This window comes from Allobosea thiooxidans (genome assembly GCF_900168195.1).
Taxonomy (GTDB): domain Bacteria; phylum Pseudomonadota; class Alphaproteobacteria; order Rhizobiales; family Beijerinckiaceae; genus Allobosea; species Allobosea thiooxidans.
Map to the genome: position 1 here is coordinate 576,193 of NZ_FUYX01000001.1, position 16,851 is coordinate 593,043.

Consider the following 16,851-nt stretch of genomic DNA (forward strand, 5'->3'; position numbering starts at 1 on the left):
TTGTCCTCGTTCAGATGCTGAGATCGACGCCGCCGAGCCGCACGAGGCGACGCTGCGGGGCGGGATCGATGGAAAGGGGAGCATTCTCCGCCGACTCGTCGCGCGGCGGGCGCGGACGCTGCGGCGCCTCGTCCTGTTGGCGGTTCTGGCGGAAGGCCGACTGATCGGAGGGATCGCGCAGGCTGATGTCCACCCCGCCATCCGAGGGCTTCAGCCCCGCCTGCTCGAAGGCGCGCTCCAGCGTGCGGGCATCGCGCTGCAGCAGGTGCAGCGTCTCCACGCGGTCGACGACCAGCCGGGCGCTGACCTCGCCATTGTCCGAGATCGAGAGATTGACGTCGACGCGCCCGAGCTCGTCGGGGTCGAGGCGGATGTCGAACTGCCGGGAGCCCGACATCGCGCGCAGCCCGATCTCGATCGGCACCACATGGATCGGCGTCGGCTGGCCGCCCGCGGCGCCTTGCCCGGGCACCGCCGCGCCCCCGTTCGGCATCGGATTCGGATCGAGCGGCTGGACCATGCGATCATGGCCCGGCCTGGCCGAGGCGTGCTGCAGCATGGCCGAAAGATCGAGCGGGCCGAGCGCCTGCTGCAGGCTGTCGAACGGCTTCGGATCGGAAGCTGCCGGCGCCGCTGCAGCGGCGACTGCGTCGATCTTCGGGCCCGCACCGACGACAGGCCTCTCCTCGGCACCCTTGCTCTCGGCGGCATGGCCAGCATCCGTGCCGCCCTTGCCGTCGACCGTCTCGACGGCATCGCCAGCACCAATCGGGTCGGCCGATTTTGTGGGGTTGCTGCCGGATGCGGCCAAGGCGATGGCCACAGGCACCGCTGCCTGTTGCTTGGCGGCATCGCCCATGGCGCTCGTCGAGCCGCTGCCGGGCTGCGCCGCGACCTGCTCGCTTTCCGCAGACGCCACCGGCAACGGAAGCGCGGGCACGGCGACCGGATGCGTCTCCGGAACGGCGATCGCGATCTGGCCGGCAGGCGCAATCTGGCTGTCAGCGGCGGAGGCTTCCTCCGACTCGGCCTCTGCCGCCTTCTGATCGCCTTCAGCCGGTTTCGCCTTGCCGTCTGCCTGCGACGTTTCCTCGCCCCGAGCGGCAGCGGCTTCCATCTGGGCCGCGGCCATCGCGATCAAAAAATCGATTCCGGCGCCCTGGGAAGCGGCTTCTGCCTGTGCTCCCTCCTGCCCAGGCGCAACGGACTTCACCGCGACATCGGCCGTCTTCACGGCGGTCGCATCCCCTTTGGCTGCCACTGCAATCTTTTCGCCGCCGCCGCCCGTCTTGGCCGCAACCGCCTCTTCGATCGCGGCCGCCTTGTCGGCGGTTTTGGCCTCGGAGCCCTTCTCCGCACCGGCGGCGGCGCCCTCCTGCTGCCCGGGCAAGGCAAAAGCCTCTCCCGCGCCGCCTTCCGCGCGACGGCGCGAAGCCGGGGCTTCGGAAGCTCGCTGAGGAGTGGAGACAGGCTGGATCGACATGAACGGTTCCGTGCGCGGGCAACGACGCGCCCCGCCGCCCTCCAGCAAATTGCGAGCCAGAGCGGAAGCTCCGAAAATCAAGGACTTAGCACACAGCATTCCCCAAGCGGCGGCAAGAAGCGCCCGCTGAAAGATGGAAGCCGGCAGGATTTGCCGATCCGGCTGGCAGCCACCGCCCAAACCCGGTATAGAGCCGGCAGATGTGCCGGAGCCGCGCCTTCGAGCCCCCGAACCACGGACAGCCCGCCAGCCGATGACCACGCCCCGCAATTCGCTCGACATCGCCAAGCCGCCCGCGGCGACGCGCGTCGTCGCGGCGATGTCGGGCGGCGTCGACTCCTCCGTGGTCGCCGCCCTGCTGAAGCGCGAGGGCTACGACGTCATCGGCGTGACGCTGCAGCTCTACGATCACGGCGCCGCCGTCCATCGCGCCGGGGCGTGCTGCGCCGGCCAGGACATCCATGACGCGCGCCGCGTCGCCGAGGCGATCGGCATCCCCCATTACGTTCTCGACTACGAAAGCCGCTTCCGCGATGCCGTGATCGAGCGCTTCGCCGAGAGCTATCTCGCCGGCGAGACGCCGATCCCCTGCGTCGAGTGCAATCGCACCGTCAAGTTCCGCGACCTGCTCGATCTGGCGAAGGAGCTCGGCGCCGACGCGCTGGCGACCGGGCACTACGTCGTCAGCCGCGACCTAGGCAACGGCCATCGCGGCCTGTTCCGCGCCGCCGACATGAACCGCGACCAGAGCTATTTCCTCTACGCCACGACGCAGGAGCAGCTCGACCTGCTGCGCTTCCCGCTCGGCCATGTCGACAAGGCGCAGACCCGCGCGCTCGCGGCCGAGCTCGGCCTCGCCATCGCCGACAAGCCCGACAGCCAGGACATCTGTTTCGTCCCCAACGGCCGCTATGCCGACGTCATCGAGCGGCTGAAGCCCGGTGCCGCCCGGCCCGGCGACATCGTCCATCTCGACGGGCGCGTCCTCGGCCATCATGAGGGCGTGCTCCACTACACCGTAGGCCAGCGCAAGGGCCTCGGCATCAGCGCGGCCGAGCCGCTCTATGTGCTGCGTCTCGACGCCGACGACGCGCGCGTCATCGTCGGCCCGCGCGAGGCGCTGAGCGTGCGCGAGATCCGCCTGCGCGACCTCAACTGGCTCGGCGAAACCGCGCCCGACGACCTGCCGCCGGAAGGGCTCGACGTAGCGGTGCGCGTCCGCTCGACCCGCGCCCCGCGCGAGGCCCGGCTCTTCCGCGACGCCGAGGGCCTGCGCATCGAACTCGCCACCGACGAGGAAGGCGTGTCGCCCGGCCAGGCCTGCGTGATCTATGCCGATGCCGGCCCCGGCTCGCGGGTGCTCGGCGGCGGCACCATCCTGCGCCGGCCGTTCGCCCTGCCGGCCGCCGCCGCGCCCGCGACGCTCGCCCTGTCCTGACCGTTCAGGCCGCTCCCCCCTTCCGCTCGGACCGATCCATGCCGGTGACTTACGACCTCGACGGCCAGAAGCGCGTCTACGCGACCTGGGCCAAATTCTACGACCGCATCTACCAGCGCATGCTGGCGCGCCCGCAGCAGGAAGCCGTCGCCGCGGCCTGCGCCTGCGGGCCGGACATCCTCGAGATCGGCGTCGGCACCGGCCTCACCTTGCCCTATTTCACGCCGGAATCGCGCGTCCTCGGCGCCGACCTCTCGCTCGACATGCTCAAGGTGGCGCATCGCAAGGTCGCCAGCCAGAATCTGCGGCATGTGCGCGGGCTGATGGTGATGGATGCCTGCCGGCTCGGCTTCGGCGACGAGCGCTTCGATGCGGTGACGGCCCAGTTCGTCATCACCCTCGTGCCCGACCCCGAGCAGGCGCTCACCGAGATGGACCGCGTCCTGAAGCCCGGCGGCGAGATCATCGTGTCGAGCCGCCTCGTCGACGATGGCGGGCTGCTCGCGCCGTTCTGGCGCGCCGTCGCCCCGCTGTCGAAGGCGATCGGCTGGAGTTCGGACTTCAAGGTCAGCCGCCTGACCGACTGGGCGAAGGCGACCGGCCGTTATGAAACCGTCCATGTCGGGCGCGGCTATTTCAAGGTCGTCCGCCTGCGCAAACTCGCCGCTGCCGATAACTCGCGATCGAAGGCTTGACGCAGCCATATCGTGGCGCCTATATCGCGCCTCGACGACGGGCCGGCTTTGCCGGCCCCCGTTTCGTGGCGGGGTAGCTCAGCTGGTTAGAGCAGCGGAATCATAATCCGCGTGTCGGGGGTTCAAGTCCCTCTCCCGCTACCATCGTTCCCCCCACTCGTGGGTGTGCGTAACGACCAAGTGGGTCTCCCGCTATCAACGGCCCCACACTCGAACCAAATCCCTCTCCCGCCACTGCTTTCCTGCAAGCGATTGAATTCGCTTGACGGCGGAGGGAGCATCAGCGGACCTTGGGGCATCACCATCGACGGCACCACGTCTGGGTCGCGAACGGTTTCGGCAAAACGCTGACGCAGCTTGCGGTGTGAGGACCGAGACATGCCCTCCCAGCTTCAAGACGGGCGCCCCGATCTCTCCGCCGAAGACCGGCTATGCGGGCAAGGGCATGCAATTCCTGACCGACGTGGTCGTCGATCCGGCCGGGAACGGGTGGCTGCCGACGGTATCGATCTCATGGATGAGGTTTGCCTGGCAAAGATCCCCGACGAAACCGTCTCGATGCGCTGCGGGGGCGACGGCTTCGCCGTCTTCTTCGGGCTGGCGAAGCCGGTGAGGACACCCGTGATCGGCAGCCAGGTCCGACGCTGGTAAAATCGCAGGCCACGGAGTGACATGAAATACATCCTGCCTCTTACGGCGATTGCCGAGATGGCAACTGGCCTTGCGCTGATTGCCATGCCTTCGCTGATCGGCAGACTCCTGCTTGGCGTTCCGCTGACTGAGCCAGCCACGATGGTGGCCAGCATCCTCGGCGTGGCTCTGCTCGCGCTTGGGATTGCCTGCTGGCCGGGCCCTCCCAGGCTCGGCATGACGGTCTATAGCGCGCTCATAACGCTCTATCTCGCCTATACCGGTTTTTCGTCAGCGTCGGCGGGCCCGCTTCTCTGGCCAATCGCAGCGCTGCACGGCGGGCTGACGATCGCACTCCTGCTCTCCTGGAACCGAAGCCAACGCGGCGGCGCATAGGTCCATGATTTGAAGGTTGCGCGAGACATCCCCCGGGGGCCTCATTGCGCATCATCGGTGTGCGACGACGCAGACTCCAAGCACAACCGGGATAGGCGGCTGCCTCGACGCGCCTGCCTTGGGCATGGGCCTATGGTCGGCTTCCGGACCGTCCGAGCCGCAGCGCTTCAGGCTCTGGCCCGCTCCTGCCGAAGACCCGCCATGCGCCCGTGCCATCGGCCCGGGTGATCGCCCCGCCATGCAGCAGTGGCGATCTGCCCGCCATCCCTCGCCATTCCGGCAAAACACGCGCGTTTCCCGAGAATGCGACACCTGTCGTGACGCATCAGGGGCTTCCTCGCCGCACTGGCCGCGATCAACGGCCGCGCCCCTTTGCCTTTCCCGTCCGGATCGATCGGTCGCGAAACCCGTTTCGATCGGCTAGCGTGGCCCCACGATCCGCTCAGATCAGAGGCACCGAGAATCATGCCGTTCGAATGCAACATCCCCGCCGTCGCGACCGTCCTGGCCGAGGACGAGAAGGCGAAGATCACCCGCTGGGATTTCGAGCCGGGCGCGACGACGGGCTGGCATGAGCATGGCATGGACTATGCCGTCGTGATCATGTCCGACGCCGTCATGGCCTATGAGGTCGATGGCGTCGTCACCGAGAAGGAAGTCCGGACGGGCGACAGCTACATCCGCCCCAAGGGCGTGAAGCACGACGTGAAGAATGCCGGGACGACCAAGCTGAGCTTCATCGAGATCGAGATGAAGCGCTAGAGCATTTTCCAGCGAAGCGGGCACGGGTTCGCGTGAAGAAAATGCGATAAAACAAAAGCCTGGCGTAACTCCGCGTTTCGAAGGAACACGGAGTTGCTCTGGCATCCGGGGCCGGAAGGAGGACAGGATGAGCGGCATGCTGTGGGGCGCCCTGGTCGGCGCTCTGATCGGCCTCTGGGGAGGCATGCAGCGGAGCGCGGCCGTCAACGGCGGCAGGGTCAGTTTCCATGGCGCCGATCTGCTGATCCTGATCTTCGGTGCCCTGGTCGCGGCGGCCTTCGGTGCGGCGGTTGGCTACGACCTGTCAGGGATGCGCTGATCCGGAGCTGCTTCGACCGCATGGCGCGGATGCGCCGGAGCATCGGCAGCGTTCATGAAGCCTTGAGCCTTTGCGCGTCCTATGCCGCGGCAAAGGAGTACCGCATGCGCCTGATCATCCTGTCCGCCGCCATTGCCATCGGAGCCGCCATCGGCACGCCGGCGATGGCCTCCGAAGCCGTCCCGCAGAGCCTTGCCCGGCAGATCGACGAGACGCCCGCCGCATTCACCATGACGGCCGCGAAGCAGCGCCGCCTGATGATGATGCAGAGCGCGCAGCCGCGCTACGGCCGCCCCGGCCATTATGGTCCGCGGCCCGGCTACGGCCCGCGCCCCGGATACGGCCCCCGGCCGGGCTATTACGGCCGGCCTGGCCATTATGGCCCGCGCCCGGGCTATCGCCCGCCCCCGCCGCGGTGGTGAGCCTCTCGCCCATTTCGAGGAGCCGTTCGGCTTTCTCGCGGGCTTCGGCGGCGTCCTGGACGCCGCCTTTTTTGTTCCCAAAGGGTTTCCCGCTGAGGCGCCCGCCAGGAAAACGCCCTCCCGGATAGCCGCCGCAGTCTTCGGGGCACAGGAGGCTGCCGCCCCCTCGACAGCTCAGTTCGGCACGCCGTTGATGACGAAGAGTGCGCGAATGAACTGGTCCGGCGGGTAGTTCCCGAAATTTCGAGCGTAGAGCCCCTTGACCGCGTCGGTGCGATAAAGATCGGCCAGCGTCGCATCGACCAGCAGCCGCAGCTTGCTGTCGTCGCGCGGAAGGGCCAGCGCGTAGGTCTCGAAGGTATAATACTGTTCGGCCAGCTTGATGCCGGCGAGGTTCTGGCTGTTTCGCAGATAGTAGCTGAGTATGCCGCGATCGCCGAAATAGGCGTCGATCTTCCCCTCGGACAGGCTTCGGATTCCATCCGGGTGGCTCTGCATCGGAAAGATCCCGACTTCGATGCCAAGCTGGGCCAGCGTCGTCTTCAACGTGTCTTCGGTCGTCGTCCCCCGAAGGACGCCGATCTTCTTGCCGCTGAGATCTTCGAGCCGGTGCACGCCGCCGGTGCGATAGAGCACGCCAGCCCCGTCGATGAAGGTCGGCAGGGAGAAGTCGACCAGGGCGCGCCGCGACATCGTCATCGAGGTCGGGTCGCAGAGAATGTCGATCTTTCCGTCGCGAAGGCTCTCCAGGCGCGCTGCCGAGGGCACCTCGGTAAAGACGATCTTCATATCCGGCTTGTCGAGCGACTTTCCGATACCGCGGGCGACTTCGCGGCAGAGATCGACGATGTAGCCGAGCGGCCCCCCATCGGCGGCCCGATACGAATAGGGAGGGGCATCGGCCCGGAAGCCGAGGCGCAGCACCCCGGTTTCACGCACCCGCGCGAGCGTATCCGCGGCCAGCGACGCCGTTGAAACGGTCAGCCCGACAAGCACGAGCAAAATGGCCCGCATGATCCTCTCCAATTCAGCAAAGAAGCGAACGATAGAGCAGAGGTCCTGATCATGGCCAGTTCGATTGGCCTTGATCGTTAAATTCATTGATCTCGGCCTTTGGCCACGATCAGATGAATTGGCTGCTGATCCTTGTGCGTGGCGGAGGGGAACGGCGATGAGAAGCTTCCACTCCGCGCTGCTGCTCCTCATTGCTTTGATCATCTCAGGATGCACGCGCGACCAGCCCGTCTGCCATACGCACGCGGTGTCGAACGGCGAGCTGACCGAATGTGGCGGATAGGGCGCGCTGCCCGGCGGGTGCGGCCTCTCGTTCTGGTCAATGCCCGGCAACACGCGTAGAGCTTTGCGCATCGTCTCCATCCTGAAGCGACGGAATCAAGCGACCAGGCATGCCAAAGCTCTGCAAGTTCACATCGCCGCGGGACGGCGCCCCCGTCTACGTCAATCCCGATCAGGTGAGCGTTGTCTACACCTTCAAGGGAGAACCGCCGGACACGATCATAGGTTTTCGGAAGGATTTCATGCTCGGCGTGAAGGAAAGCCTCGATGAGGTCGTAACAACCCTTGAGAACGCCTCGTCGGAGAAGGATTGAAGCATCCGCGCCTCATCATTCTCTCTCTCCGGAGTTTGCCTGAGCGTCCTAATCTGCTAAGCCCCTGAACTTTCGAAATGGGGGCTTGAATGGCTGAAGATAGCAAGGCTTTGCTTGGACTTTCTGCGATGGTTGTCGCCGCCTATGTGCAGCACAACAGCGTGCCGCAGGCCGAGTTGGTCGGATTGATCGAACGGACGCACGGCGCATTGGCCAATCTCGGCAACCCGCCCGAGCTGCCGCCCGCGGAAAAACCCGTTCCGGCCGTGCCTATCAAGAAGTCCATTACCCCGGACTGGATCATCAGCCTCGAGGATGGGCGCAAGTTCAAGACCCTCAAGCGATATCTGAGCACGCTCGGCATGACGCCCGATCAGTACCGGGCGAAATGGGGCTTGCCATCCGACTATCCGATGGTGGCTCCGAGCTATGCGGAGGCCCGCTCGAATCTCGCCAGGTCGATGGGCCTCGGCCGCAAGGCCGGCGCTGCCGCGCAAGCGGCGGGGCGCGGAGCGCGGAAGGTCACGGCTTCCTAGCGAAGCTGGCGCCAATTTTCGTCCTTGGTGCGAGATCGGACGTCCTCGCCCGATCTCGCACGAAGCGACGCTTTCCGCGGCGGGCGCTGGACCGCGCCGCCTGCCCGCAAAGGAAGGGAAGAACGGAGGTGGAGCCCCGCGGCCTATGCTAGAACTGAAAGTATTCCGCGACGACCCACGACAGGCCGGCGGTCCCGATCATCAGAGCCGCGATGCAAATCGCCTGAAACATGACGCAACTGACCCCATAACCCCGCCGCGTCGTTTGCTAAAATTTTAACGTTTTGTAAACGAATTTCTTGGGGCGAATCATCCTCTCAAGGGTTGTCAACAGGATCGGAGACAGCCAGCCCATGGACGACGTTTCTGAAGCGGGGCTCGATCTCGAGCTCAGCGAATTCGGCAAGCGGCTCGACTCGCGGCTGATCGCCCGCGGCTGGAATCCCAAGGCGCCGCGCGGTTCCGGCCAGCCTTTCGAGCTGCTGGCGAAGCGGGCCGCTCCGGGCACGGTCCGGCTGCGCATCGAGGCAACGCTGCCGGAAGCCGCCGCCGGGAAGGTGATGGCCCTCGTGATCGAGCATGGCCTGCCGCGACAAACCGCGCCGGACGAACAGGCTTGATCCACCGGCCGTTATGCGGCCCAATCGCGAGCCTTCACCTTCGAGGAGGCTCAAGATGAGATGGATATCCGTGGCCCTGGCTCTGGCGTTGATGGGTTGCAGCAACGCTTCGCAGCAGAACCACGTCGCCCGCGACCTGACGGTCGGCACCGAGCAATGCTCGAAATTCCAATGGGGCACGGCGCAGATGGCGGCCTGCCTGGACCGCGCGGCCGAGAGCCAGTCCGCCACGGTCGTCGACGCGCAGGCCGGCGGCAACGGCTAGAACCAGCTGATCTTCCGCGCAACCACCTGCGTCATTCCGGGGCTTCGCACAGCGAAGAGCCCGGAATCCAGAACCCGCGCCGCCGACCGGAAAGGCGAACAAGGCAGAGAGTCGCCCGTCGACAGGCCCTGGTTCCGGGCCGGGCTCAGGGGGCCGCACCGGAGTGACGGCCGGCCCGTCAAGGATACTGCGGCTCCAGAGCTGTTCCGGGCGCCCTGCGTCCTCAGGCCAGCCGGGCCTGCGCTTGGCTTGCCTCGGCGAGGCGCTTCATCTGCTCGAGCGGCGCTGCGAGGCTGGCACTGACCGGCAGGGGGCGCCCCGCGAGCTCGATCGACCATGACCGCCGGTCGAGCCAGGCCTGGTCGATCGCCTCGCCCTCGCTCTGCACCCAGCCCAGCGCGACGATCCCGCCGACGCTTGCGCCGAAGGCGGCAGAGGTGACGTCACCGACCGGCCGGCCGTCGGCGAGGATCGCCTCGCCGCCCCAGGCCATCTGCTCCTCGGGCGCAGGCCCGACGAGGGCGACCAGCCGCTTGCGCCGCGGCGCCGCCTTGGCGGCCAGCAGGGCGTCACGTCCGAGGAAGTCGCCCTTGCCCGGCTTGGCGGCAAAGCCCAGCCCCGCCTCATAGGGGTTGACGTCCGGGGTCAGCTCCCGCCCCCAGGCCCGGAAGCCCATCTCGATGCGCAGCGAATCCACCGCATAGTAGCCGACATCCATCAGGCCGAGATCGGCTCCCGCCTCCTGCAGGGCGTCATAAACCGCGATGGCGAATTCGACGGGGACGTAGAGTTCGAAGCCTTCGCCGAGATAGCTGCGGCGGCACAGCCAGGCGGTGGCGTAGCCGATCGTGACCTCGCGCACGGCATTGGCCGGGAAGGAGAGCGGATCGAGCGGCGTCGGCGTGACGCGCCCGAGGATCGCCGCCGCATTGGGGCCGGCGAGCGCCAGCACGGAATAGCCGGAGGTCACATCCGTCAGCGTGACGCCGGGCGGCAGGTGGCGCCCCAGCCAGTCGGCGTCGCGCGTCGCCTGCGCCGTGCCGGTGAGCAGCAGATAGCGGTCCGGCCCGAGCCGGGCGGCGGTCAGGTCGCTCTCGAAGGTGCCGCGCGCGTTGAGCAGCGCGGTGTAGACCGAGGTCCCGGGAGGGACGGCCACGTCGTTGGCGGCGAGGCGCTGCAGGGCGGCCTCGGCGCCCTCGCCCTGCAGGAGCAGTTTGGCGAAGGAGCTCATGTCGACGATGCCGGCCGTCTCGCGGCAGGCGCGATGTTCCGCCGCCACCGTCTCGAACCAGTTCTGCGGGCCGAAGCTGTATTGGATCCTGCGCTCCTCCGGCGTCCTGGCGAAGTAGTTGGCGCGCTCCCAGCCCATCTTGGAGCCGAACACGGCGCCTTTCGCGGCGAGGCGCTCATAGAGCGGCGAGCGCCGGAAGGGCCGGGCGCTGTCGAGCTCGCGATTGGGCCAGGGCATCGCGTAGTGGAGACCCAGCGTCTCCTTGACGCGGTCGTGCAGCCAGGCCGGATTGTTGTTGAACCCGGCGAAGCGGCGGATATCGACCGGCCAGAGATCGCTGGTCGGCTCGCCGGCGACGACCCACTCAGCCAGGGCCCGCCCGGCGCCGCCGGCGGAGGCGATGCCCATCGAGTTGAAGCCGGCACCGACGAAGATGCCACGAACCTCAGGCGCCTCGCCGAGCAGGAAGTTGTTGTCCGGCGTGAAGCTCTCCGGCCCGTTGAGGAAGGTCTTGATCTCGGCGGTTTCGAGCGCCGGTATCCGCTGCAGGGCGTTCTCCATCAGAATGGAGAACTGGTCCCAGTCATCGGGCAGCAGCTGGAACTCGAAGGGATAGGGGATGCCGTCCATGCCCCAGGGCTTCGCATGCGGCTCGAAACCGCCCATCACGAGGCCGCCGACCTCCTCCTTGCAGTAGATGTAGCCGTCCGGATCCCGCATCACGGGCAGGTCGGGCGCCACCCCCTCGATCTTGCCGGTGACGATGTACATGTGCTCGGCCGCATGCAGCGGCACTGAGACGCCGCACATCCTGCCGACCTCGCGCGACCATTGGCCGGCGCAGATCACCACTGCTTCGCAGGCGATGCGACCCTGGTCGGTGACGACGGCCTGCACCCGCCCTCGCTCGGTCTCGATCGCGGTGACGCGAATCTGCTCCCGGATCGTGGCGCCGCCCGAACGCGCGCCGCGCGCCAGCGCCTGGGTGATGTCGGCCGGATTGGCCTTGCCGTCTCCCGGCAGCCAGACGCCACCGACGAGGTCGTCGGTGCGCATCACCGGCCATTTCTCGCCGGCCTGCGCCGGGCTCAGCTCCTCGATCTCGACGCCCTGCGCCCGCGCGGCCGAGATCGTCCGGCGCAGCTGGACCATCCGGTCCTGCGTGCGCGCGACCGAGACCGAACCGCAGCGCTTCCAGCCGGTGGCGAGGCCGGTCTCGGCTTCGAGCGAGGCGTAGAGCTCGGTCGAATAGCGGATCAGCCGCGTCATGCTCGACTGGCTGCGCAGCTGCCCGACGAGCCCTGCCGCATGCCAGGTCGTACCGGAGGAAAGGCGCCCCTGCTCGAGCAGCAGCACGTCGCGCCAGCCGAGCTTGGTCAGATGATAGGCGACGGAACAGCCGATGATGCCGCCGCCGATGATGACGACGCGGGACTGCGTGGGAAGGACCTTGTCGCTCATGAACCGCTCCGCTGCGCTGCTCCGCTTTCGGTGAAGCAATGCATATCACGATCGGTCACAAAAACAACTAAAACCACAAAATCGGTCAAATAGCTCCGACTCTGACTGCAACCCCTTTCGCCGCGAGACCTGCAGCGACCGCAGCGGGCGGCGCGCGGTCGGTCAGGAGGCCTGCCGCCCTCCCCTCCTCGGGCACCGTGCTCGCCAGCCGCCGGCCGAGCTTGCTGCCGTCCCCGACCAGATAGGGATGCTCCGCCGCCCTCAGCATCAGCCCCCGGGTCGTGGCAGCGAGGCGGGTATAGTCCGTCAGTTCGCCCTGCTCGTCGATCGCGCCCACGCCGACGAAGGCGATGTCGACCGAAAGGCGTGCCAGCACGCGCTGCATTTCGGGGCCGGCCGTGGCATCGTCGTCGCCATCGAAATCGCCGCCGATCAGGCGGACGCGGCCCTCCGGCAGCGCCGTGCAGATGCGCGCCGCCTCGACGGAGATGGTGTGGATGGTGAGACGCCGGCGGCCGGCCTGGACCAGCGCCCGCGCCACATATTCGGTGGTCGTGCCGGAATCGAGCAGCACCGACATGCCGTCGGCGACGAGGCCGGCCGCCAGCGTGGCGATCGCGGCCTTGGCCTCGCGGTTCGCCATTCTTCGTTCGGCGAACGGCGCTTCCCTGCGCTCGCGGCGCAATGCTCCGCCATGGACGACCTCGAGCAGGCCCTGGCCGGCGAGGAGCTTCAGGTCGCGGCGGATCGTCTCCCGCGACACGTCGAGCCAGGCTCCCAGTTCCTCGACGGTGGCGCTGCGCGCCTCGTCGAGCCGCCGCAGGATGGCTTCATGGCGCGTTGCGGCGAGAAGGCGGGTCATGCGCGGTTCTCCGGAGGGCCTGACCGTCGGATACGGCAAGGGCATGGACCGGGGCAACCGGGCGACCGGCCGTTCCCGCCGGATCGGCCCTTTCGGAGAGCACGGCTAGCGCTGGCGCCAGCGCTGCAAGCGGCCGAAGACGAGCCGGTCCAGCGCGATGTGCAGGAGCTTCACCGCGATCGCGGTCAGCATGATCACCGTCGCCATGCCGGCCGCCGAAGCCACGGCCCCGGCCTCGTCCATATGGACGATCGCGATCGAGGCGAGCTTGGTGTCGGCGCCGTAGAGGAAGATGACCGCCGAGACCGTCGTCATCGCGTTGACGAAGACATAGACCGCGATGTCGAGGATCGCCGGCATGCAGATCGGCGCCGTGACCCGCCGGAAAGTCGTCCAGAACGGCACCTTGAGCGAGGCCGAGACCGCCTCGAACTCGCTGTCGATCTGCTTCAGGCTGGTCAGCGCCGTGATGTGCCCGACCGTATAGAAATGCGCGATCGTGTTGATCACCAGGATGGCGAGCGTGCCGTAGAGAAAGCCGAGCGGGTTCCAGATCGCGTTGTAGAAGAAGACATAGCCGAGACCGAGGACGAGGCCGGGCACGGCCATGGGCAGCATGGCGAGGAAATGGGCGAAGGCCCGCAGGTGCGGCACGGCCTTGAGCTTCTCGACCAGATAGGCTCCGCAGAAGATCAGCGTGGTGCCGATAATTGCGGTCAGACCCGCCAGCATCAGCGAGTTGCGATAGGGCTCCCAGCCGCTCGGCTCGACCGTCGAGAAGTCGTAATTGTTCAGCGTCAGCGACAGGTTGTAGGGCCAGTAGCGGACGAACGAGCCCCAGACGGCGATGGCGTAGGGCGCAACGATGGTGAAGGCGACGAGGCTCACCAGAATGAGCAGGACCGTATCGCGCCGGCGCTCCGGCTTCGGCGAATAGGGAACGGCGCGGGCGGACAGCATGGCGCTCTGGCGCTTCTGGGCGGCGCGGTCGATGAAGAAGGCGATGACCGCCGGCACCAGCAGGATGATGCCGACCACGGCGCCCATCGGGAAGTTCTGCTGGCCGACGACCTGCCGGTAGGCATCCGTGGCGAGCACGCTGAACTGCCCGCCGATGACCTTCGGGATGCCGAAATCGGTGATGACGAGCGTGAACACGACGAAGCTGGCGCTGATCACGCCGTAGCGCGCGGCCGGCAGCGTGATCGTCCTGAAGATGCGCCAACGGCTGGTGCCGAGCGCCTCGGCCGCCTCCCTCAAACGTCCGTCGGACAAGGCCAGCGCCGTGACCATGATCAGCATGGCGTGCGGAAAGCAGTAGAGCGACTCCGCGGCGATGACGCCGACCGGCCCATAGAGCGAGGCGCCCATCAGCCAGGATTTCAGCAACCCCTGATTGCCGAAGACATAGATCAGCGCGAGGCCAGAGAGCAGCGAAGGCGCGAAGACCGGCACCATCGCGGCGGCGTAGAACAGCCCCTTACCCGGGATGCGGCTGCGGCAGAGCGCATAGGCGTAGGCAAAGGCGAGCGGTATCACCAGCGCCGTCGTCGTCGCCGCGACGAACAGGCTGTTGACCAGCGAGGCGACCAGCGTCGGCGTCGTCGCATAGGTGACGAAATTGGCGAGGCCGACGAAGTGCCCCTCGGTATTCTCGACGCTCTTCGACAGCAGCGCCCAGAGCGGCAGGCCGATGATGAGGACCAGGATGGCGCAGAGCGCGAGAACGAGCGTGGCGCCGACCTGGCGCTCGCCGATGCGCAGCGGGCGGGGGGCGACGAGCGAGCCCGTCAGCGGAACCTCCTGCACGGCATCGCTCATCGGGCAGCTCCCGCGAAGACGTGGAGCGCCTCCGGCGGGAAGGCGATCCTGCGGATCTCGCCCGGTGCGATCGCCAGGTCACGCATCGCATTGGCGGAGAAATCCGCCGCGATCCTGGTGGTGCGCGAGCGCGTCGGCTGCAGATGGGCGCGGCAGAAGGAACCGAGGAAGGTGACATCGCCGATCGTCGCCTCGAAGCAGTTCGGCGTCTCCTCGGTGATCGAGCGGGTGCGCACCTCCTCCGGGCGCATCGCCAGCCGCACCGCCGTGCCGCTCGGGAACGAACCCGCATTGGCGACCTGCAGGTCGAGATCGTCGACGCGGACCGTGCCGGGCCCGGTCACCACGGCGTCGAGGAAGGTCATGTGGCCGACGAAATCGGCGACGAACGGCGTCGCCGGCCGCCTGTAGATCTCCTCCGGCGTGCCGACCTGCTCCACCGCGCCATTGTTCATGACGACGATGCGGTCGGCCATCGCCAGCGCCTCCTCCTGGTCATGGGTCACCATCACGGTGGTCACGCCCAGGCGCTGCTGCAGGGAGCGGATCTCGTCGCGCAGGCGCAGGCGCACCTTGGCATCGAGCGCCGAGAGCGGCTCGTCGAGCAGGAGCAGCCCCGGCGCGGTCGCCAGCGCCCGGGCCAGCGCCACGCGCTGCTGCTGCCCGCCGGAGAGCTGGACCGGATATTTCCGGCCCTGGTCCGGCAGGCCGACGAGCGCGAGCAGCTCTTCCACGCGCTCGGCAATGGCGCGCGCCGGCTGGCGCCGGTTGACCAGCCCGTAGCCGACATTCTCGGCGACCGTCAGGTTGGGAAACAGCGCGTAGGACTGGAAGACGATGCCGAAATCGCGGTCCGACGGCGCCGCGTGCGAAACGTCCCGCCCCTCCATCTCGATCCGGCCGCTATCCTGCGGCTCGAGCCCGGCGATGGCGCGCAGCAGGGTCGTCTTGCCGCAGCCGGAAGGGCCGAGGAAGCAGACGAACTCGCCGCGCCTGATGTCGAGATCGATCGAGCGCAGGGCGCGGAACTCGCCATAGCTCTTGTCGAGGTCGCGAATGGAGAGGAACCAGGGGCTGGACGAAGTCATGGGCGAACCGGCCTTTCATCGCTGCGCGAAAGGGACGGCGTTGCCGCGACGGCGCGGAAACGCGTCTTGGGATCGACAGCACATTGTAGCATGAGGCGTGCCACCGGCCGGCGCGATTTGCCCGGCCGGTGCGACGATCTCAGTTCTTGGGAGCCGCCTTCGACTCGTAGCGCTTCGACCACTCCGCCAGCACGCGGTCGCGGTTCTCGGCCATCCAGGACAGGTCGTTCTTGATCATGCCCGCCTCGGCGCCGGCTGGGTAGTTCGGCGGGGTGTTCTTGACATCTGGCGCGGCGACGATGGCGTAGGTCTTGGAGTAGAGCTCGCTCGCCTCCTTGGTCGCGCCCCAGTCAGCGACCTTCTTGGCGATGGCGAGGTTCTTCGTGCCCTTGACGATGGCGCTGGCCTCCATTTCCCAGCCGACGCCCTCCTTGGGGATGATCACCTCGATCGGGGCGCCCTTGGTCTTCTCCGAGGCGCCGCGCATGTCGAGCGCCAGCCCGACGACGCGCTCGCCGCGAGCGGCCTGCACGCAGGGCGCCGAGCCGGAATGGAGATAGGCCGCGATGTTCTCGTGCAGCCCGTCCATGAACTTCCAGCCCTCGGCCTCGCCCATGGTCTGCAACCAGCCCGCGACCATCAGATAGCCGGTGCCGGAGGAAGCCGGGTGCGGCATCACGATCTTGCCCTTCAGGCCGGGCACGAGCAGGTCCTTCCAGGAGGACGGCACCGGGACGCCCTTGGCCTCGGCGGTGTTGAAGCAGACCACGCCGAGATAGGCGTCCATGCCGGTCCAGGTATAGGGCTCCTTCGGGTCCCGGAACGGTTCCTTGAGCTTGTCGACGCCGGCCGGCTTGTAGGTCTCCAGCAGGCCCGCCTTCTCGAAAGCCAGCAGGCTCGACGCCGCCAGGCCGATCACCATGTCGGCTCGCGGATTGTCCTTCTCGGCCAGGAAACGGGCGGTGATGACGCCGGTCGAGTCGCGGACCCAGACCACCTCGGCCTCGGGCACCGCCTTTTCGATCGAGGCCTTGAACGGCCCGAGCTGGTCGTTCTCGAGCGCGGTATAGATGGTGACCTTGGTCTTCTGCGCGTAGGCGATGCCGGGTGTCGCGAGAGAAATCGCGACGAGGCAGGATGCAAACCAGCTCTTCATGTTCTCTTCCCCTATTGTTGTACGCCCATCGTTCTTGCGGTTTCGACCCGTCTTCT

18 protein-coding genes and 1 tRNA gene are annotated in these 16,851 nt (G+C 67.4%); 12 read left to right on the top strand and 7 right to left on the bottom strand.

The window, feature by feature from the left end; all coding sequences use genetic code 11:
* Nucleotides 1–10 precede the first annotated feature (10 nt).
* The gene (locus tag B5Y19_RS02865) at nt 11–1,765 is read right to left on the bottom strand and encodes a flagellar hook-length control protein FliK (protein WP_079591092.1); all 1,755 of its coding nucleotides are present in this window, start codon (nt 1,763–1,765) and stop codon (nt 11–13) included.
* On the opposite strand from B5Y19_RS02865, the gene mnmA reads away from it, so the two are divergent.
* The 8 genes from mnmA (at nt 1,737) to B5Y19_RS25970 (ending at nt 6,145) form a co-directional block, all read left to right on the top strand.
* A complete protein-coding gene (gene mnmA, locus B5Y19_RS02870) occupies nt 1,737–2,921 on the top strand; it encodes a tRNA 2-thiouridine(34) synthase MnmA (protein WP_055729406.1) in 1,185 nt (394 codons plus the stop codon). The two genes, B5Y19_RS02865 and mnmA, sit on opposite strands and share 29 nt — an antisense overlap.
* A 38-nt stretch (nt 2,922–2,959) precedes the next feature.
* Entirely contained in the window at nt 2,960–3,616 is a 657-nt protein-coding gene (locus tag B5Y19_RS02875) for a class I SAM-dependent methyltransferase (protein WP_055729405.1), read from the top strand.
* 67 nt (nt 3,617–3,683) lie between these two features.
* Nucleotides 3,684–3,760, top strand: a tRNA-Met gene (locus tag B5Y19_RS02880).
* 234 nt (nt 3,761–3,994) lie between these two features.
* A complete protein-coding gene (locus tag B5Y19_RS25555) occupies nt 3,995–4,267 on the top strand; it encodes a hypothetical protein (RefSeq protein ID WP_139384232.1) in 273 nt (90 codons plus the stop codon).
* A 21-nt stretch (nt 4,268–4,288) separates the two neighbouring features.
* Complete coding sequence (locus B5Y19_RS02885) at nt 4,289–4,642, top strand: hypothetical protein (RefSeq protein WP_055729404.1); 354 nt, start codon at nt 4,289–4,291, stop codon at nt 4,640–4,642.
* 465 nt (nt 4,643–5,107) lie between these two features.
* Nucleotides 5,108–5,404: a cupin domain-containing protein gene (locus tag B5Y19_RS02890; RefSeq protein WP_055729403.1), complete on the top strand. Its 297-nt coding sequence runs from the start codon at nt 5,108–5,110 to the stop codon at nt 5,402–5,404.
* A 127-nt stretch (nt 5,405–5,531) separates the two neighbouring features.
* On the top strand, nt 5,532–5,723 hold the full coding sequence (locus tag B5Y19_RS02895; protein ID WP_079591057.1) for a hypothetical protein: 192 nt from the start codon (nt 5,532–5,534) through the stop codon (nt 5,721–5,723).
* 104 nt (nt 5,724–5,827) lie between these two features.
* Nucleotides 5,828–6,145, top strand: a complete 318-nt coding sequence (locus B5Y19_RS25970; protein WP_176168542.1) for a hypothetical protein — start codon at nt 5,828–5,830, stop codon at nt 6,143–6,145.
* A gap of 174 nt (nt 6,146–6,319) precedes the next feature.
* Here the strand turns inward: B5Y19_RS25970 and B5Y19_RS02905 are convergent, their stop codons facing one another.
* Nucleotides 6,320–7,513, bottom strand: a complete 1,194-nt coding sequence (locus tag B5Y19_RS02905) for an amino acid ABC transporter substrate-binding protein (protein ID WP_176168543.1) — start codon at nt 7,511–7,513, stop codon at nt 6,320–6,322.
* A gap of 38 nt (nt 7,514–7,551) precedes the next feature.
* Here B5Y19_RS02905 and B5Y19_RS02910 point away from each other — a divergent pair, with 38 nt between their 5' ends.
* The 4 genes from B5Y19_RS02910 to B5Y19_RS25565 all read left to right on the top strand — a co-directional run bounded on the left by B5Y19_RS02910 (nt 7,552) and on the right by B5Y19_RS25565 (nt 9,176).
* Nucleotides 7,552–7,755, top strand: coding sequence for a hypothetical protein (locus B5Y19_RS02910; protein ID WP_055729399.1), 204 nt, complete (start codon nt 7,552–7,554; stop codon nt 7,753–7,755).
* An 89-nt stretch (nt 7,756–7,844) separates the two neighbouring features.
* Nucleotides 7,845–8,291, top strand: a complete 447-nt coding sequence (locus tag B5Y19_RS02915; protein ID WP_055729398.1) for a Ros/MucR family transcriptional regulator — start codon at nt 7,845–7,847, stop codon at nt 8,289–8,291.
* A gap of 353 nt (nt 8,292–8,644) precedes the next feature.
* Nucleotides 8,645–8,911 (top strand): hypothetical protein, encoded by a 267-nt coding sequence (locus B5Y19_RS02920; RefSeq protein WP_055729397.1) that lies wholly within the window; start codon nt 8,645–8,647, stop codon nt 8,909–8,911.
* A 55-nt stretch (nt 8,912–8,966) separates the two neighbouring features.
* Nucleotides 8,967–9,176, top strand: a complete 210-nt coding sequence (locus tag B5Y19_RS25565) for a hypothetical protein (RefSeq protein WP_139384233.1) — start codon at nt 8,967–8,969, stop codon at nt 9,174–9,176.
* A 223-nt stretch (nt 9,177–9,399) separates the two neighbouring features.
* On the opposite strand, the gene B5Y19_RS02925 is transcribed toward B5Y19_RS25565, so the two are convergent.
* From B5Y19_RS02925 to B5Y19_RS02945, 5 genes are all read right to left on the bottom strand, one after another.
* Entirely contained in the window at nt 9,400–11,868 is a 2,469-nt protein-coding gene (locus tag B5Y19_RS02925) for a GcvT family protein (protein ID WP_055729396.1), read from the bottom strand.
* Between the two features lie 85 nt (nt 11,869–11,953).
* Complete coding sequence (locus B5Y19_RS02930; RefSeq protein WP_055729395.1) at nt 11,954–12,730, bottom strand: DeoR/GlpR family DNA-binding transcription regulator; 777 nt, start codon at nt 12,728–12,730, stop codon at nt 11,954–11,956.
* 105 nt (nt 12,731–12,835) lie between these two features.
* Nucleotides 12,836–14,551: a putative 2-aminoethylphosphonate ABC transporter permease subunit gene (locus tag B5Y19_RS02935; protein WP_055729394.1), complete on the bottom strand. Its 1,716-nt coding sequence runs from the start codon at nt 14,549–14,551 to the stop codon at nt 12,836–12,838.
* Nucleotides 14,548–15,639 carry a putative 2-aminoethylphosphonate ABC transporter ATP-binding protein gene (locus B5Y19_RS02940; RefSeq protein WP_055729393.1) on the bottom strand — a complete coding sequence of 364 codons (1,092 nt, stop codon included), beginning with the start codon at nt 15,637–15,639 and terminating at the stop codon, nt 14,548–14,550. Before B5Y19_RS02940 ends, B5Y19_RS02935 begins: the two co-directional genes overlap by 4 nt.
* Before the next feature lie 139 nt (nt 15,640–15,778).
* A complete protein-coding gene (locus B5Y19_RS02945) occupies nt 15,779–16,795 on the bottom strand; it encodes a putative 2-aminoethylphosphonate ABC transporter substrate-binding protein (protein WP_055729392.1) in 1,017 nt (338 codons plus the stop codon).
* Nucleotides 16,796–16,851: the final 56 nt, after the last annotated feature.

Coding starts and splice junctions, on each gene's coding strand:
- B5Y19_RS02925 (WP_055729396.1), bottom strand. CDS start 11,868: ATGAGCGACAAGGTCCTTCCCACGCAGTCCCGCGTCGTCATCATCGGC.
- B5Y19_RS25565 (WP_139384233.1), top strand. CDS start 8,967: ATGAGATGGATATCCGTGGCCCTGGCTCTGGCGTTGATGGGTTGCAGC.
- B5Y19_RS02865 (WP_079591092.1), bottom strand. CDS start 1,765: ATGTCGAGCGAATTGCGGGGCGTGGTCATCGGCTGGCGGGCTGTCCGT.
- B5Y19_RS02915 (WP_055729398.1), top strand. CDS start 7,845: ATGGCTGAAGATAGCAAGGCTTTGCTTGGACTTTCTGCGATGGTTGTC.
- B5Y19_RS02875 (WP_055729405.1), top strand. CDS start 2,960: ATGCCGGTGACTTACGACCTCGACGGCCAGAAGCGCGTCTACGCGACC.
- B5Y19_RS02935 (WP_055729394.1), bottom strand. CDS start 14,551: ATGAGCGATGCCGTGCAGGAGGTTCCGCTGACGGGCTCGCTCGTCGCC.
- B5Y19_RS02885 (WP_055729404.1), top strand. CDS start 4,289: ATGAAATACATCCTGCCTCTTACGGCGATTGCCGAGATGGCAACTGGC.
- B5Y19_RS02940 (WP_055729393.1), bottom strand. CDS start 15,639: ATGACTTCGTCCAGCCCCTGGTTCCTCTCCATTCGCGACCTCGACAAG.
- B5Y19_RS02905 (WP_176168543.1), bottom strand. CDS start 7,513: ATGCGCAAAGCTCTACGCGTGTTGCCGGGCATTGACCAGAACGAGAGG.
- mnmA (WP_055729406.1), top strand. CDS start 1,737: ATGACCACGCCCCGCAATTCGCTCGACATCGCCAAGCCGCCCGCGGCG.
- B5Y19_RS02930 (WP_055729395.1), bottom strand. CDS start 12,730: ATGACCCGCCTTCTCGCCGCAACGCGCCATGAAGCCATCCTGCGGCGG.
- B5Y19_RS02910 (WP_055729399.1), top strand. CDS start 7,552: ATGCCAAAGCTCTGCAAGTTCACATCGCCGCGGGACGGCGCCCCCGTC.
- B5Y19_RS25970 (WP_176168542.1), top strand. CDS start 5,828: ATGCGCCTGATCATCCTGTCCGCCGCCATTGCCATCGGAGCCGCCATC.
- B5Y19_RS02895 (WP_079591057.1), top strand. CDS start 5,532: ATGAGCGGCATGCTGTGGGGCGCCCTGGTCGGCGCTCTGATCGGCCTC.
- B5Y19_RS02945 (WP_055729392.1), bottom strand. CDS start 16,795: ATGAAGAGCTGGTTTGCATCCTGCCTCGTCGCGATTTCTCTCGCGACA.
- B5Y19_RS02920 (WP_055729397.1), top strand. CDS start 8,645: ATGGACGACGTTTCTGAAGCGGGGCTCGATCTCGAGCTCAGCGAATTC.
- B5Y19_RS02890 (WP_055729403.1), top strand. CDS start 5,108: ATGCCGTTCGAATGCAACATCCCCGCCGTCGCGACCGTCCTGGCCGAG.
- B5Y19_RS25555 (WP_139384232.1), top strand. CDS start 3,995: ATGCCCTCCCAGCTTCAAGACGGGCGCCCCGATCTCTCCGCCGAAGAC.